The 15501-nt window shown below is 74.9% G+C and carries 13 protein-coding genes; all 13 read left to right on the top strand.

Annotation, left to right across the window (positions count from 1 at the left end):
* The coding region (locus tag MOX02_RS19965) for a phage/gene transfer agent baseplate hub protein (protein WP_147027549.1) at positions 1–730 on the top strand (730 nt) is incomplete at its 5' end.
* Positions 731–741: 11 nt separating this feature from the next.
* Complete coding sequence (locus MOX02_RS19960) at positions 742–1233, top strand: NlpC/P60 family protein (RefSeq protein ID WP_147027548.1); 492 nt, start codon at positions 742–744, stop codon at positions 1231–1233.
* A 96-nt stretch (positions 1234–1329) separates the two neighbouring features.
* Positions 1330–5241, top strand: coding sequence for a baseplate multidomain protein megatron (locus tag MOX02_RS19955; RefSeq protein WP_147027547.1), 3912 nt, complete (start codon positions 1330–1332; stop codon positions 5239–5241).
* A gap of 28 nt (positions 5242–5269) precedes the next feature.
* Positions 5270–6856, top strand: coding sequence for a DUF2793 domain-containing protein (locus tag MOX02_RS19950; protein WP_147027546.1), 1587 nt, complete (start codon positions 5270–5272; stop codon positions 6854–6856).
* Between the two features lie 91 nt (positions 6857–6947).
* On the top strand, positions 6948–8150 hold the full coding sequence (locus MOX02_RS19945) for a hypothetical protein (protein ID WP_147027545.1): 1203 nt from the start codon (positions 6948–6950) through the stop codon (positions 8148–8150).
* Between the two features lie 337 nt (positions 8151–8487).
* Entirely contained in the window at positions 8488–9111 is a 624-nt protein-coding gene (locus MOX02_RS19940) for a lysozyme (protein WP_147027544.1), read from the top strand.
* A gap of 45 nt (positions 9112–9156) precedes the next feature.
* The gene (locus MOX02_RS19935; protein ID WP_147027543.1) at positions 9157–9666 is read left to right on the top strand and encodes a hypothetical protein; all 510 of its coding nucleotides are present in this window, start codon (positions 9157–9159) and stop codon (positions 9664–9666) included.
* 76 nt (positions 9667–9742) lie between these two features.
* Positions 9743–10093: a hypothetical protein gene (locus MOX02_RS19930; RefSeq protein ID WP_147027542.1), complete on the top strand. Its 351-nt coding sequence runs from the start codon at positions 9743–9745 to the stop codon at positions 10091–10093.
* 28 nt (positions 10094–10121) lie between these two features.
* Entirely contained in the window at positions 10122–10379 is a 258-nt protein-coding gene (locus MOX02_RS19925) for a hypothetical protein (RefSeq protein WP_147027541.1), read from the top strand.
* 203 nt (positions 10380–10582) lie between these two features.
* Entirely contained in the window at positions 10583–10960 is a 378-nt protein-coding gene (locus tag MOX02_RS19920) for a PepSY domain-containing protein (RefSeq protein WP_147027540.1), read from the top strand.
* Positions 10961–10976: 16 nt separating this feature from the next.
* Complete coding sequence (locus MOX02_RS19915) at positions 10977–11654, top strand: response regulator transcription factor (protein WP_147027551.1); 678 nt, start codon at positions 10977–10979, stop codon at positions 11652–11654.
* A 302-nt stretch (positions 11655–11956) separates the two neighbouring features.
* Positions 11957–13909, top strand: coding sequence for a methyl-accepting chemotaxis protein (locus tag MOX02_RS19910; RefSeq protein WP_147027539.1), 1953 nt, complete (start codon positions 11957–11959; stop codon positions 13907–13909).
* Positions 13910–14048: 139 nt separating this feature from the next.
* Positions 14049–15467, top strand: a complete 1419-nt coding sequence (locus tag MOX02_RS19905; protein ID WP_147027538.1) for a sensor histidine kinase — start codon at positions 14049–14051, stop codon at positions 15465–15467.
* Positions 15468–15501 lie beyond the last annotated feature (34 nt).

The following is a 15501-nucleotide window of genomic DNA, read 5'->3' as shown; positions in this document are numbered from 1 at the left end:
GGGGGGGGGGGGGAGCCGGGAGCTCGGCTTCGCGGTCTCGGGCGGGGACGTGGCGGGCGCGCTGACCGCGCTCGGGATCACCGAGGCCGACATCGCGGCCGGGCTCTACGACGGGGCGGGCGTCGAGACCTGGCTCGTCGACTGGCGGGAGCCGGAGGCGCGCCTTCTCCTCGACATCGCCACCCTGGGCGAGATCCGCCGGGCCGGCGGCGCCTTCGTGGCGGAGCTGCGCGGCCTGATGGAGCGCCTCGACGCCGAGCGCGGGCGCAGCTTCCGCGCCACCTGCGACGCGGAGTTCGGCGACCGGCGCTGCGGCCTCGACCTCGCTCCTTTTCGGGGAACGGGCCGCGTGCTCGGTGAGCCGGAGCGGGGCAGCCTCGCGGTGGCGCTCGCGGGCAGCTTCGCGCCGGCGCACTTCTCGGGCGGGCGCCTCGCCTGGACGGCGGGGGCCAATGCGGGGCTTACGGCCGACATCCGGACGCACGCCGCGGACCCCGCCGGCACCCGCCTCGACCTGCGCGAGGCGCCGGCGCGGCCCGTGGCGCCGGGCGACGCGTTCGCGCTGACGCCGGGCTGCGACAAGCGCCTCGCCACCTGCGCCGGCCGCTACGCCAACGCCGCGAACTTCCGCGGCTTCCCGCACCTGCCGGGCAACGACTTCGTGCTGCGCCAGGCGGGGCCGGGCGCCGGGGCCGTCCTCGACGGCGGCAGCCTGTTCCGGGCCGGTTGAGGGAGGTCGCGATGACGCGGGCGGATCTCGTCGTGGCCGCGGCGCGGGGCTGGATCGGCACGCCCTACCGGCACCAGGCCTCCCTGCGGGGCGTCGGCTGCGACTGCCTCGGCCTCGTGCGCGACGTCTGGCGCGACTGCCTCGGCCCGGAGCCCGAGGAAGCCCCGCCCTACGGCGCCTCCTGGGCGGAATCGGCGCCTGTCGGCACCGACCCGCTGGCGGAGGCCGCCGCGCGCCACCTCGTGCCGGTGGCGCGGAGCGCCGGCTACGAGCCGCGTGGCGGCGACGTCCTGCTCTTCGCCTTCCGCACCCACCTGCCGGCCCGTCACTGCGCCATCGCCACGGGGGCGGGCACGATGATCCACGCCCATGACGGGGCCGCCGTCACGGAGGTGGCCCTCACCGGCTGGTGGCGCCGCCACCTCGCGCACGCGTTCCGGTTCCCGGAGGCTGCTTCCGCGACCATCGTCCCGGAACCGCGCAGCGAGACTCGAACCCCCTGACCGCGGGCAATGCCGCAGCCCGGCGCCTCTGGGTGCCGGCTGGCTCCTCTCGAACTCATCGATCTCCCTCCCCCTCTCCTCCGCCCGGAGCCCGCCATGGCCACCCTGATCCTGTCCACGGCCGGGGCCGCCCTCGGCACGGCGCTCGGCGGGCCGGTCGGCGGGCTGATCGGGCGCGTGGCCGGGGCCGCGGCCGGGGCGGCGATCGACGGGGCGCTGTTCGGGGCGGGCTCCGGCACCCGCCAGGTGGAGGGGCCGCGGCTCGCCGACCTCGCCGGCCTCTCCTCGACGGAGGGCGACCCCGTCCCGCGCGTCTACGGGCGCGCCCGCATCGGCGGCACCCTGATCTGGGCGACGCGGCCCCTCGAGACGGCGAGCCGGACGGTCGAGCGCGGCGGCGCGGGCGCCAAGGGCGGCGGCGGGCAGAAGACCGTGCGCACCGCCTACGCCTACGCCGCGAACCTCGCGGTCGGCCTCTGCGAGGGCGAGATCGCCCTGGTGCGGCGGGTCTGGGCGAACGGGCAGGAGCTCGACCTCGCGGGCCTCAGCTACCGCGTCCATACCGGCCGCGCCGACCAGGCGCCGGACCCGCTGATCGTGGCCAAGGAGGGCGCGGGCAACGCGCCCGCCTACCGCGGCCTCGCCCACGTCGTGTTCGAGGCGCTGCCGCTCGCCGATTTCGGCAACCGCATCCCCCAGCTCGCCTTCGAGGTGGTGCGGCCGGTGGCCGGGCTCGGCCGGATGATCCGGGCCGTCAACCTGATTCCCGGCTCGACCGAGTTCGGGCTCGACCCGCTGCCCGTGAGCGAGGATCTCGGCCTCGGCGCGAGCCGGCCGGCCAACCGGGTGCAGCTCCAGGCACCCACCGACGTCCTCGCCTCCCTCGACGCGCTCCAGGCCCTGTGCCCGCGCCTCGCGCAGGTCTCGGTGGTGGTCTCGTGGTTCGGCGACGACCTGCGCGCCGGGCGCTGCACGGTGACGCCGCGGATCGAGGATGCGGGGAAGCGCACCCGGGGCGACGCGTGGCGCGTGGCGGGCCTCGACCGCGCCGGGGCCGGCCCGGTCTCGCGCGGGCCGGACGGCGGCCCGGCCTACGGCGGCACGCCCTCCGATGCCGGCCTCGGCCGCCTCGTGGCGGAGCTCGTCCGGCGCGGCCTCAGGGTCGTGCTCTACCCGTTCCTGATGATGGACATCCCGGCGGGCAACGCCCTGCCGGACCCGCGCGACCCGGCCGCCCCGCGCCAGCCGGCCTATCCCTGGCGCGGGCGCATCACCTGCGACCCGGCCCCGGGGCTGCCGGGCAGCCCGGACGGGACGGCGGCGGCGGGCGCGCAGGTCGCGGCCTTCTTCGAGGGGCCCGCGGGCTTCCGGCGCATGGTGCTGCACTACGCGGACCTCGCCGCCTTCTGGGCGGCCTCGGGCGTGCGGATCTCCGGCCTGATCCTCGGGAGCGAGCTCGTCGGGCTCACGCGGGTGCGGGCGGAGGGCGGGCGCTACCCCGCCGTCGAGGCCCTGCGCGACCTCGCGCGCGCGGTGCGCCAGCGGCTGCCCGGCACCGCCCTCGTCTACGCGGCGGACTGGACGGAGTACGGCGCCCACGTGCGCGACGGGGGCGCCAGCGTGCGCTTCCCCCTCGACGCGCTGTTCGCCGATGCCAGCATCGACGCGGTCGGCATCGACTTCTACCCGCCGCTCTCGGACTGGCGCGAGGGGCCGGGCCACGCCGACCTCGCGGAGGCCGCCGAGATCTACGACCGCGCCTACCTGCGCCGCCGCCTCGGCGCGGGCGAGGCCTTCGACTGGTACTACGCGAGCGAGCCCGCCCGGAAGGCGCAGGCCCGCACGCCGATCACCGACGGCGCCTACGGCAAGCCCTGGATCCACCGCGCCAAGGACCTCGTCTCCTGGTGGTCGAACCCGCACGTGGAGCGCGACGGCGGCGTCGAGACGCGGGCCACGGCCTGGCAGCCGCGCAGCAAGCCGATCTGGCTCACCGAGATCGGGGTGCCGGCGGTGGACAAGGGCACCAACGGGCCGAACGTCTTCCCCGACCCGAAATCGGCCGAGAACGCGGCCCCGCCCCACTCGCTGGGCACCCGCGACGACCTGATCCAGCTCCGCGGCCTGGAGGCGATCCTCACCCGCTTCGACGCGGGCCTGCCGGGCTTCGACCCCGCCCACAACCCGCTCTCGCAGGTCTACGGCGGCCCGATGGTGCCGCCGGACGCGATCTTCGTCTGGGCCTGGGACGCGCGGCCCTTCCCCGCCTTCCCCGACTACGCGGGCGTCTGGGCCGACGCGCCGAACTGGGGCCTCGGCCACTGGATCACGGGCCGCCTCGAAGGGCTCGACCTCGACCGGCTGATCCCCGCGATCCTGGCCGACCTCGGGATCGCGGCGCCCCTCGACGTGGCGGCCGCGGCCTGTCTCGACGGCTACGTGATCGACCGCCCGCTCTCGGCCCGCGCGGCGCTGGAGCCGCTGGCGCAACTCTACGGCCTCGACGTCGCGGCCGTGGCCGGCACCCTGCGGGTGCGCGGGCCCCGGCGCGAGGTCGCCTGGAGCGTCGCGGCGGACGAGCTCGTGCGCGCCGACGACGCGGAGGCCGCGGAAGGCCCCCTGCGGCTGGTACGCGCCAAGGACGGGGCGCTGCCCGCCCGCATCGAGATCGGCTTCACCGACGCCGAGAGCCCCGAGTACCGCCGCGCCGCGGCCGCCGCCCTGCGCGGGGGCGGGGCCTCGGCGCGCGAGCTGCGGCTCGAGGCGGCCGTGGTCACCCGGCGGGCCGAGGCCGAGGCCCTGGCCGAGGGGCTCCTCGACGCGGGGCTGGCCGCCCGCGACACCGCCGCCTTCCGCCTGAGCCCGCGCCGGATCGCCCTCGAGCCCGGCGACCTCCTCGCCCTGCCGGGACAGGCGGCCCCGCACCGGATCCTGCGCATCGACGACGGGCCGGCCGGGCGCCGCATCGAGACCCGGGCGGTGCCCCTGCACCGGAGCGGGGCGGCGCCCCGCCGGGCGGGCCCGGTCCGGGCCGCCGCGACGCCGCCGGCCCTGCCCGGGCCGCCGCTGCCCGTGGTGCTCGACCTGCCCGCGGACCGGGGCGAGCCGACCGTTCTGCAATCCCTGGCGGTGGCGGCGACGCCGTGGCCCGGCGCGGTCGCCGTCTGGCGGTCGGAGGGCCCGGAGGCGCCGCTGGCGCTCCACACGGTCGTGGATTACCCGGCCTGCCTCGGGCGGACGCTCTCCGCGCTGCCGGCCGGCCCCCTCTGGCGCTTCGATCGCGGCGCGCGCCTCGACGTCCTCTTCCGGCCCGGCGCCGCCCTCAGCGCCGTCGACGACGCGGCGGCGCTCGCCGGCCGGAACCTGTTCGCGCTCATCGCGCCGGACGGCACCGTCGAGATCCTCACCGCCGCCGGCGCCGCGCTGGTCGGGCCCGACACTTGGCGGCTGTCGCGCCTCCTGCGCGGCCTCGCGGGCAGCGAGGCGGCGGCCGGGCGGGAGACGCCCGCGGGCAGCCTGATCGTGCGCCTCGACGACGGCGCCGCCGTGCCCCTCGTGGAGCGCCTCGACGAGGCCGGCCGCGCCTTCCGCTACCGGATCGGCCCGGCCGGGCGCGACCCCGCCGACCCGGCCTTCGCCGAGATCGCCGCGAGCGCCGGGCTCTCGGCGCTGCGTCCCCTCGCCCCCGCGCACCTGCGGGCGCGGCGCGAGGCGGCGGGCGTGCGCTTCACCTGGATCCGCCGGGCGCGGCGGGCGGGCGACGCCTGGGAGCCCGTCGAGATCCCGCCCGACGAGGCGGAATCCTACCGCCTCGACCTGTTCGCCCCGGACGGCCGGCTCCTGCGCAGCCTGCCCGCGGCGGAGCCCGCCCTGCTCTACCCGTTGGCCGACGAGGCCGCCGATTTCGGCGGGCCCCAGCGCGCGATCGAGGCCGCGATCTCCCAGGTCGGCGCCGTCGCCGGCCGGGGGCCCGCGCTCCGCGCCCGCGTCGCCGTGCGGGCGGCCTGAATCGACACGGACCGAACCGGAGGCCCCGATGGCGTCGACGACCCGCCACCTCGCCCTGCCCCTCCTCGCGGCGGGGCAGGCCCAGAAGCACGTGACGCACAACGAGGCGCTCGGCCTTCTCGACGCGCTGGTGCAGCTCGCCTGCCTCGACAAGGACCGCGCGGCGCCCCCCGCGAGCCCCGCCGAGGGCGACCGCTACCTCCTCGCCGCCGCCAGCCCGAGCGGCGCCTGGGCGGGGCTCGCCGGCCAGATCGTGCTGTTCCAGGACGGCGTCTGGACCGGGCTCCAGCCGCGGCCGGGCTGGCTCGCCTACGTGGCCGACGAGGGCGAGCTCTACCTCTACGCGGGCGGCGGCTGGACGCCGTTGCGGGGCACGATCCAGTCCCTGCAGAATCTCGGCCGGCTCGGCGTCAACACCGCGGCCGACGGGACGAACCGCCTCGCCGTGAAGGCCGACGCCGCCCTGTTCTCGTGGGACGACGTGACGCCGGGCTCGGGCCACATGCGCCTCGCCCTCAACCGGCGCTCGGCCGCCGAGGAGGCCGCCCTCGTCCTTCAGAGCGGCTACCAGACCCGCGCCCTGTTCGGCCTCATCGGCAACGACCAGATCAGCCTCAAGGTGAGCGCCGACGGGGCGAGCTTCGTTCCGGGCTTCACCTCGCATCCCGCGACCGGCTGCTTCGGGCTCGGGCTGACCGCGACCCCGACGGCGGGCCTGCACCTCACGACGGTCCGCTCCGGCACGGGGGCGGGCGCGGTCACCCAGGACGTGCAGGTCAACAGCTACGGCGGCGACGCGGCCGCCAACACCCCGCCGATCGCCACCTTCGTCGCGCAGGTCGCCCGCGGCACGCCCGCGAGCCCGGCGCCGATCAAGGCCCTCGACCGCTTCTTCGGCTTCTTCGGGGCTGGCTGGCGCCCGGACGGCGGCTATTCGAGCAACGTCGTGGCCTTCACCGGCTTCGCGGAGGAGGATTTCACGGCAACCGGCAACGGCACCGGCATCGACTTCCTGACGACGCCGGTCGGCGCCACGGGCCGCCGCTCGGTGGTGAAGTTCCGCGCCAACGGCGCGCTGGAACTCCAGCCCCAGGCCGGCGCGCCCGCCCTCGGCGCGGCGGCGGGGCAGATCGTGTTCGACTCGACCCTCGGGGCCTTCCGCGGCCACGACGGCGCGCGCTGGTGGCGCCTGACCGGCCTGCCCCGCTTCTGCGCGGCGACGACCTTCGACAACTATCTCGCCGCCGGCGCCTGGACCCGGGTCCAGTTCAACGCGGCGGACGCCAACGAGCAGGGCGCCTTCGCCCCCGCGAGCGGCCGCTTCACGGCGGCGGAGGCGGGTCCGCACGCCTTCACGGCGAACCTCGCCTACCGGCGCAACGGCGCGAGCGCGCCGACCGCCTTCGAGGCCCAGTTCTACCGCAACGGCGCGCCTGCCGGCCGCGGCCGCGCCGCCCTGACCGGCAGCCTCGTGGACGGGGTCTCCTGCCTCGGCCTCGGCACGGTGCTGAAGCTCGCGGCCGGCGATACGGTGGAGGTCTTCGCCCGCTTCACCGGCGCGGACGGCTACGTGGCGGCGGCGGACTCGCTCTTCTCCGGGCGGCAATTGCCGTGAGGAACCGGGCGGCCCGCAGGATGACGGGGCGCTATGCCGGCACCGCATCGTGCGCTAAGGGCGGCCGCGTCGGTCGGAGCGGAGTGCAGGCGTGCGATTCACGGACCAATTTCGCTCGCATTATCAACCGGAGATGCAGTTATCGCCGTACCAAGCGCAGACGATCGGCACGGCGATCCGGTCCCGGGCACCCGGCTGCCGTCTCCTTGTCTTCGGGCTGGGGCACGATTCGGAGCTTTGGCTCGCGCTCAATGCCGACGGTCAGACCTGCTTCTGCGAGTCGTCGCCGCGATGGATCGAGATGATCGGCTCCCGGCTGCACGGCGCCCGCATCCGGGAGATGCCGACCCACGATCTGACCGTCGCCACCAGCGCCAGCCTGCCGCCAGAGGCGCTTTCAGCCTACCCGCCGCCGCCGGACCTTGCCGCCGTCGCCTGGGACGTGATCCTGGTCGATGCCCCGCCCGGCTATCAACCGACCGATCCGGAACGCGCTGTCGCCATCCACTGGGCGTCGGAACTGGCCAGCAGGGGGACGCACGTCTTCGTCGATGATTATGAGCGGCCGCTGGAGCAACGTTTCGCCACGGCGCTCCTCAAGGACCGTCGCGACACGGCCTCCTGCGTGGTGCCGGCGAGCGAGGCGGCAAGCTACCGGAAGCTGTTCTGGTCAATGGGACATCCGACCGGCGGGGCGCCTGCGCACGGCCCTGTGGTGCTGACGATCGCGACCGCTGATTACGCGCGCACCTGGCGCTTCTGCATCGACGCGCAGGTGAACTACTGCAGGCGCAACGCCTACGAGCACCGCGTGATCGATCCGACGGGCTCGCCGCTCCACCCGAAATGGGCGAAGCTCGAACACGCCGCCTCCCTGTTGAGGCGAGGCAGGGATGTCCTCCTCATCGATGCCGATGCCGAGATCACAGCGACATGCCCGCCCTTCACGGACACGCTCGTCAGCCACCCCGCACGGGACATCTTCTGCGTCAAAGGCATCTCCGGTCGACCCAACTCGGGCGTGATGCTCCTGAGATCAGGTGCCACGGCCCTGCGCTTTCTCGAGGATTGCCTGGTCCATCGGCAGGACGCCGTTCCGCCGGAAGACTTCGTGACGACCGAGGGGGAGAACGGACACATCATCTGGATGCTGAAGCGCCAGCCCTATGCCGACGCTCTGGCAGAATTGCCGCTCGCATGGAACTGCTCGGACCCTGTCCAGGCCGACCAGGCGTTCGTGCGCCACTACACGAATCATCTCAAGGCGTGGTTCCTGCAACAGGAAGAGCCCTGATCGCGTGACCTTGCTGCCGTCGAGCCGTCCGGCTCCGGTCATGCCCTGAAACGACTTGGTTCGGCTCGCCCGAAATGATCCCGCCTGGCGGGGCTGGGTACCTGGACGCCATCGGAGGCGCGGGGAGACGACAGCCCGGTCCCCGACCACGTCGTCGCACGGCCCGTTCGAACCCGACATCGCCTCTCGCCCTCATCGTTGAGCCGCCGCGTTCCGCCAGACCATCGGCCGCGTCTCCACGAATCCATCCGTGCGCCCGTCCGCGCGGAACTCGCACGGCACGTCGTTCGGGCGGCAAACACCTCGTGCGTTGCCGCGCCCCCACCCGGAGACCATCATGAACCTCACCCCCACGGGCCGCGCGGTGCTGATCGCGCGCGAGGGCCGGCGCCTGTCCGCCTACCGGGACTCGGCCGGCATCTGGACGATCGGGGTGGGCCACACCTCGGCGGCCGGCCCGCCGGCCGTCGGGCCGGGGCTCACCATCACGCAGGAGGCCTGCGACGCGATCTTCGCGCGGGACGTCGCCCGCTTCGAGGAGGCCGTGCGCGCGGCGGTGCCGGCGGGCCTGCCCGAGCACGCCTTCGACGCCCTGGTCTCCCTCTGCTTCAACATCGGGACGGACGCCTTCCGGCGCTCCACCGTCCTGCGGCGCCTGCGCGCCGGCGACCGGGAGGGCGCGGCCGAGGCCATCCTGCTGTGGAACCGGCCGCCCGAGCTGATCCCGCGCCGGCAGGCCGAGCACGACCAGTTCCGCACCGCCTACGCGACGCGCCTGCCCGTCGCGCGGCGGGGCGACCCCGCGCCCGGCCCGCGGCCGCTGCCGCCCCCGCGCCGCCCGGTGCCCCGCCTGCCCCCCGATCCGGCGCGGGCCCCGGGTCCCGGCGCGGCCGAGCCGGCCGCGCGCAGCCCCCTCGCCCGCCTGTGGCGGCGCCTGCGCGCGCGCCTCGGCCGGCCCTGACCTCGCCACCCCGAACCCTGCACCCCGAACCCAGGACGGAACGCCATGACCCCCAGGATCCTCGAACGCAGCGCCGCGATGCTGGCGGCCTTCGCCGCACCGCAGGCCGCGCTGGCCGCCGCCGACCCGGCCTCCGCCGTGCTGCCGTGGGGCGACGCTCTCGCGGCTGCGGCGCAGGGGGCGGGGGCCGCGATCGTGCCGGTCGCCGCGGCGGCCGCGACGGCTGCGCTCGCCCGGGTCGCCGGCCCGCTCCGGCTCCTCGTGGCCAACACCCTCGTGGAGCGCCTCGTGCGCAACGTCGGCGACTACGCGCTCAACGCGGTGGCGGGCGCCGTGAAGGGCCGCACGCTCACCGTGCCGCTCGGCTCCGCCGTCATCGCGGCGGCGGTGCAGCGCGCCGCAGACCAGGCCCCGGCCTGGCTCCTCAAGGAGGCGGGCGGCCTCGACGGGCTCGCCGAGAAGGTCTTCCGCAGCCTGCCCCTGGACGCGGACGCGGACGCGGCCAACACCCTGCGCCCCGCCCTGGAGGCCGCCCGCCGCCGGCCGCCCGCCTGAGGCGGGGCGGGACCGCGCGGGAGGCGAGGCGGGCGGGAGGGCATTCGGGAGGACGATCTCTCGGGAGGACGATCTCTTGGAGAAGCTCGCGCTGGAGGCCGCCCGCCTGCTCTTCTCGGAGGGCGGCGCCGGCTGGATCGTCGCGGCCCTGCTCGGGCTCGCCTGCCTGCACCTGCACCGGGAGAACCTGCGGGCGCTCGAGGCCCGCGTCAGCGAGACCGGCGCCACGGCGACGGCGCTGGAGCGCGCCTCCCAGACCAACGCCGCCGTCGCGGCGGCGCTGGAGAGCCGGACCCGCGTCCTCGAGGACCTGTCGCGCCTCGCCGCGGAGACCGCCCGCGGGGTCGACCGCGGCGACGAGCGGGCGCGGGAGAAGTTCGACGAGATCCTGCGGCTCCTCGCCGAGCTGCGCCACCCGCACCGCTGAGGCGCGGTGCCCTTCGAGGACGGACGGCATGACGACGACGCGCGGGGCGTCCCCCTTCCGGGCGCGGCAGCGGCGCGCCGACCGGGCCGCAGACCGGCTGCGGGCAGCGCGCCGCCGCTTCGAGCTCTCGGCCGTGCAGGTGCGCAGCGCGGCCCTCGACCAGATCGAGCGGCACGGCCTGATCCGCGTGGCGCTCCGCGCGAGCCTCGATCGCCTCGCGCAGTCGTGTCCGGCCGAAGCCTGGGCCGGGCCGGGCGGCGGGAACCCGGCCGCGCCTCGGCCGTAACTCCTGCCGGAACCCTGCTGCCGACCATGAGACCGTTGCGTCCCGAGACCCGCGTCCCCCGAGATCCCTCGCCCGGCCCCGGCACCGGCCCCCGCGCGCGGGCAGGAGTGAGTGCGGGAGTGGGTGCGGGGGCGAATCCTGAACGGGCTGGGCCTGCGGGTATTCAGGGCGTATTCAGTGCCCGGGGCCGAGATTCCCTGCCCATGCGCTACGCCCTCGCCCTGATCGCGGCCTGCCTGACGCTCGCGGCCCTCGCCGCGGGCGATCTCGGCACGCTCGCCGAGGAGACGGCCCAGCCCGGCGCCCGCCTCAACGCCGTGCAGAGCGCGCCCCCGCCCCGCAGCGAGAACTGCCTCGCCCCGGCGGATCTCCGCGAGGCGGTGGCCGAGCGCCGGGTGATCGAGCCCGTGGCGGCGATCCGCGCCGCCCGCACCGTGATCCCGCGGGCCGACATCCAGCGGGCCAGCCTGTGCCGCCACGAGGACGGGCTCGTCTACATGCTCACCGCCCTGCGCCGGGACGGGCACTTCGTGCACGTGATGGTCGATGCCAAGACCGGGCAGGTCGCCGGGCAGTACTAGGAAGGGAGTGAGCAAGGTGCGTCTGCTCGTCGTGGAGGATGACCGGGACATCAACCGGCAGGTGGTCAACGCCCTGGAGGAGGCCGGCTACGTCGCCGACAAGGCCTTCGACGGGGAGGAGGGCGGCTATCTGGGCGAGAACGAGCCCTACGACGCGATCATCCTCGACATGGGCCTGCCGAAGGCCGACGGCGTCAGCGTGCTGCAGAAGTGGCGCCGGGCCGGCATCAAGACCCCCGTCATCATCCTCACCGCCCGCGACCGCTGGTCGGACAAGGTGGACGGGTTCGACGCGGGCGCGGACGACTACGTGACCAAGCCCTTCCACATGGAGGAGCTGATGGCGCGGGTGCGCGCCCTCCTGCGCCGCACCGCCGGCCACGCCACCAGCCAGATCACCTGCGGTCCCGTCACCCTCGACACCCGCTCGGGCCGCGTCTTCGTGGACGGCAACCCCGTCAAGCTCACGAGCCACGAGTACAGGCTGCTCTCCTACCTGATGCACCATACCGGCCGCGTCGTCTCCCGCGCGGAGCTGACCGAGCACCTCTACGACCAGGATTTCGACCGGGATTCCAACACGATCGAGGTCTTCGTCGGGCGCCTGCGCAAGAAGCTCGCCGTCGACCTGATCCAGACCGTGCGCGGCCTGGGCTACCTCGTGGACCCGAGCCAGCCCGCACCGCGGGTGTGAGCGCGTCACGGCGCGGGGGGGGGGCGGCACCCTCGTCCCGGCCGTCGCGGATGGAGGGCAGGGCCCGCGCGAGCCGGCCACCGGGGCGTGCGGACGGACCTTGCGGCGGTACGGGCCGGGCGCCGCGGGCTCGGCCGGCGCGCCTGATCTGTCGATCCCCGATCCGGCCCGTGCCAATACTGATTTACGATGATCAAGACTGAATTCAGGTCTGCGTTAGGGCAAAACTTGATAGCGTTAATGCAATTTTGAACATTCACCGCCATTTCTCCGGTTCGCCTCCACGAACGACGGCCGGAGCCATGCTGGGTACCCTGTCCTATCGCGCCACCGTCAACCGGGCCTGGGTCGAGGCGATCGACCGCTCCCTCGCGACGATCGAGTTCGCCCTGGACGGCACCATCCTCAACGCGAACGAGAATTTTCTCGCCGTCGTCGGCTACGATCTCGACGCGATCAAAGGACGCCATCACCGGATGTTCGTCCGGCCGGACGAGGCGGGCAGCGGCGCCTACGAGACCTTCTGGCGCGCGCTGCGCGAGGGCCGGTTCCAGTCGGGCGAGTACCGGCGGGTCGGGCGGGACGGGCGCGAGATCTGGCTTCAGGCGACCTACAACCCGGTGCTCGACCGGAGCGGCCGGCCGGTCAGCGTGGTCAAGTTCGCCTCCGACATCACCGCGCAGAAGCGGGCCGACGCCGAGTTCCGCGGCGCGGTCGACGCCATCGACCTGTCGCAGGCGGTGATCCAGTTCGATCTCGACGGCACCATCCTCACGGCGAACCGGAACTTCCTCGCCACGGTCGGGTACCGCCTCGACGAGATCGTGGGCCGCCACCACCGGATGTTCGTGGAGCCCGACTACGCCGCCAGCCCGGACTACGCCGACTTCTGGGCCGCGCTCCGGCGCGGCGAGTACGGCGCCGGCGAGTACAAGCGGCTCGGCCGCGACGGCCGCGAGATCTGGCTGCAGGCGAGCTACAACCCGGTCCGGGACGTCGACGGGGCTGTGGTCAAGGTCGTCAAGTTCGCCTCGGACATCACGATCGCGAAGCGGAGCAGCGCCGACGCCGCGGGGCAGCTCGCCGCCGTGAACCGCTCGCAGGCGGTGATCCAGTTCGACCCGAGCGGGCGCATCCTCGACGCGAACGAGAACTTCCTGCGCGCGGTCGGCTACCGGGCCGAGGAGGTGCGGGGCCGCCACCACAGCATGTTCGTCGCGCCCGACTACGCCAAGGGCGCCGAGTACGCGGCGTTCTGGGAGCGCCTGCGCCGGGGCGACTTCATCGCCGGCACGTTCCAGCGCTTCGGCCGCGACGGCCGCTCCGTCTGGATCCAGGCGAGCTACAACCCCGTCTTCGAGCCGGACGGGCGCCTCGCCAAGGTCGTAAAGTACGCCACCGACGTCACCGCCAGCATGCGGGCCCGCAAGGTCGCCATCGACGCGGCGGAGAGGACCCTCGACAACGTCCAGACGGTGACGGACGCCGCCGAGACCATGGACATCGCCGCCCAGTCGATCTCGCGGAGCATGTCGCGCTCGAAGGCGGCGGTGGACGAGATCCACGCGCAGGCCCACGAGGCGGACGCCTCGACCCTGCGCCTGCGCGAGGCGGCGGACGCCATGGGCAGCGTGGTCCAGCTCATCACCGGCATCGCCGAGCAGATCAACCTCCTGGCGCTCAACGCGACCATCGAGGCCGCGCGCGCGGGCGCGGCCGGGCGCGGCTTCGCCGTCGTCGCCGCGGAGGTGAAGAGCCTCGCGACGCAGACCACGGCCGCCACGGGCCGGATCTCCTCGGAGATCGCCGACATGCAGGGCGCGTCCACGGACGTCGCGGCCAAGCTCGGCTCCATCACCGCGGCCATCGGCACGATCAGCGCCTACGTGGACGAGGTCGCAGCGTCCACCGGCCGCCAGACCCGGTCGACCGGCGAGATCCTCGTCAGCATGCGCCAGGCCGCCGGCGGCGTGTCGAGCATCAGCATGAGCCTCGACGACTGGACGGTGGGCATGGAGGAGCGCCGGGCCGACCGCCGCAGCCGCGTCCTGATCGCCGCGACGATCGATCTCGGCGGCGGCCGCACGGTTCCCTGCACGATCCGCAACCTCTCGGAGAGCGGCGCGAAGGTCCACCTGCGGGACCCGGTGTCCCTGCCCGACCGCTTCGCGCTGGCCTCCGACCAGGACGGGCGGCGCTACGCCTGCAGGCTCGTGCGCCGGGACGGCAGCGAGATCGGCGTCGCGTTCGACTGAGCGGCCGGACCGTTCGGCGGCCCGGGCGGGGCGACGTCTTCTCGGGCGGGCCGGGGGGTGGTACCGCAGGGGCGCCACGTCCCCGTTCCGGGGCGGCCGGCCCGCGGGGCAGCCCGCAGGTCCCGCCGCCACCCCGCCCATGACCGCCCTGCTGACCTTCCTCTCCCTCCGCCAGCGCTCCATCGCGGTCCGCCTCGCCGTCTCGGCGCTGCTGGCGAGCTCCGCGATCCTGCTGATCGCCGCCTGGATCCTGACCACCCTCTACCGCGAGAACACCGAGCGCGCCTTCGACAGCCGCCTCCTCGTCTTCGCCAACAACCTCGCCACCGACCTCGTCTCGCCGAGCGACCCGGAGAGCCGCTCCTTCTCGCTCGGCGATCCGCGCTTCGACCTGCCGCTCTCCGGCTGGTACTGGCAGGTCGGGCGGCCGGACGCGAAGCCGCGCGACCTGCGCACCTCGCGCTCCCTCGTCGGCGTGCCGCTGAAGGCCGCCACCAACCCGGACGGCCGGGCCGGCATCGGCCAGATCCGCCAGGGCTACGGGCGGGCCCAGGACGACCGCCTGCTGCGCATCATCGAGCGCGACGTCGACCTCGGCGAGGAGGGCCGCTACACGGTGCGGATCGCGGGGCCGGCCGACGAGATCGTGAACGACGTCGACCGCTTCCGCTTCTCGCTCTTCGTCACCTTCGGCTTGCTCGGCCTGTTCCTGGCGCTGACGACGCTCCTGCAGATCCGCTTCGGCCTCGCGCCGCTGGCGCAGCTGCGCGCGGCGCTCGGCGCCATCCGCCGCGGCGAGGCCGACCGCATCACCGGCTCCTACCCGCCCGACATCGCGCCGCTCGCCGGCGAGGTGAACCTCCTCATCGAGACGAACCGCGAGATCCTGGAGCGGGCCCGCACCCAGGTCGGCAACCTCGCCCACGCCCTGAAGACGCCGCTCTCGATCATCGTCAACGAGGTCGGCAGCGCCGACGCGCCGGGCGAGCTCGCCGCCAAGATCCGCGAGCAGGCGAGCCTGATGCGCGACCAGGTGAACTACTACCTCGACCGCGCCCGCGCGGCGGCGCTCGCCGGCACCCTCGGCACCTCGACGGAGGTGGAGCCGGCTCTCGCCGGCCTCGTGCGCACCTTCGGCAAGATCTACCGCGACAAGGACATCGCCTACGAGGTCAGCGTGCCGCCGGGCCTGCGCTTCCGCGGCGAGCGCCAGGATTTCGAGGAGATGGTCGGCAACCTCGTGGACAACGCCTCGAAATGGGCGAACGGGCGCGTGGCGATCCGCGCCGAGGCGATCGGCAAGGACGATTATCCCCACCTTCTCGTCGCCATCGAGGACGACGGCCCGGGCCTGCCGCCGGAGGCCCGCGAGGCGGTGATCGGCCGCGGGCGCCGCCTCGACGAGACGAAGCCGGGCTCCGGCCTCGGCCTGTCGATCGTGGCCGACCTCGCCGCGCTCTACCGCGGCCGCTTCCGCCTGGAGGAGGCGAGCCTCGGCGGCCTGCGGGCGGTGCTGGAGGTGCCGGGCGACGCGCCGGCCACGGCCGCGCACCACTGACGCCGGCGCACTCGCCGCCGCGCTCGGGCGCGGG

This window comes from Methylobacterium oxalidis (assembly GCF_007992195.1).
GTDB lineage: Bacteria > Pseudomonadota > Alphaproteobacteria > Rhizobiales > Beijerinckiaceae > Methylobacterium > Methylobacterium oxalidis.
The sequence above is the reverse complement of the archived record's forward strand: the minus strand, read 5'-3'. Positions and strand labels throughout refer to the sequence as shown.

Bases quoted from the DNA above. Each gene is read 5' to 3' on its own strand.
- MOX02_RS19960 (WP_147027548.1), top strand. From the start codon at position 742: ATGACGCGGGCGGATCTCGTCGTGGCCGCGGCGCGGGGCTGGATCGGC.
- MOX02_RS19925 (WP_147027541.1), top strand. From the start codon at position 10,122: ATGACGACGACGCGCGGGGCGTCCCCCTTCCGGGCGCGGCAGCGGCGC.
- MOX02_RS19955 (WP_147027547.1), top strand. From the start codon at position 1,330: ATGGCCACCCTGATCCTGTCCACGGCCGGGGCCGCCCTCGGCACGGCG.
- MOX02_RS19935 (WP_147027543.1), top strand. From the start codon at position 9,157: ATGACCCCCAGGATCCTCGAACGCAGCGCCGCGATGCTGGCGGCCTTC.
- MOX02_RS19920 (WP_147027540.1), top strand. From the start codon at position 10,583: ATGCGCTACGCCCTCGCCCTGATCGCGGCCTGCCTGACGCTCGCGGCC.
- MOX02_RS19950 (WP_147027546.1), top strand. From the start codon at position 5,270: ATGGCGTCGACGACCCGCCACCTCGCCCTGCCCCTCCTCGCGGCGGGG.
- MOX02_RS19905 (WP_147027538.1), top strand. From the start codon at position 14,049: ATGACCGCCCTGCTGACCTTCCTCTCCCTCCGCCAGCGCTCCATCGCG.
- MOX02_RS19910 (WP_147027539.1), top strand. From the start codon at position 11,957: ATGCTGGGTACCCTGTCCTATCGCGCCACCGTCAACCGGGCCTGGGTC.
- MOX02_RS19940 (WP_147027544.1), top strand. From the start codon at position 8,488: ATGAACCTCACCCCCACGGGCCGCGCGGTGCTGATCGCGCGCGAGGGC.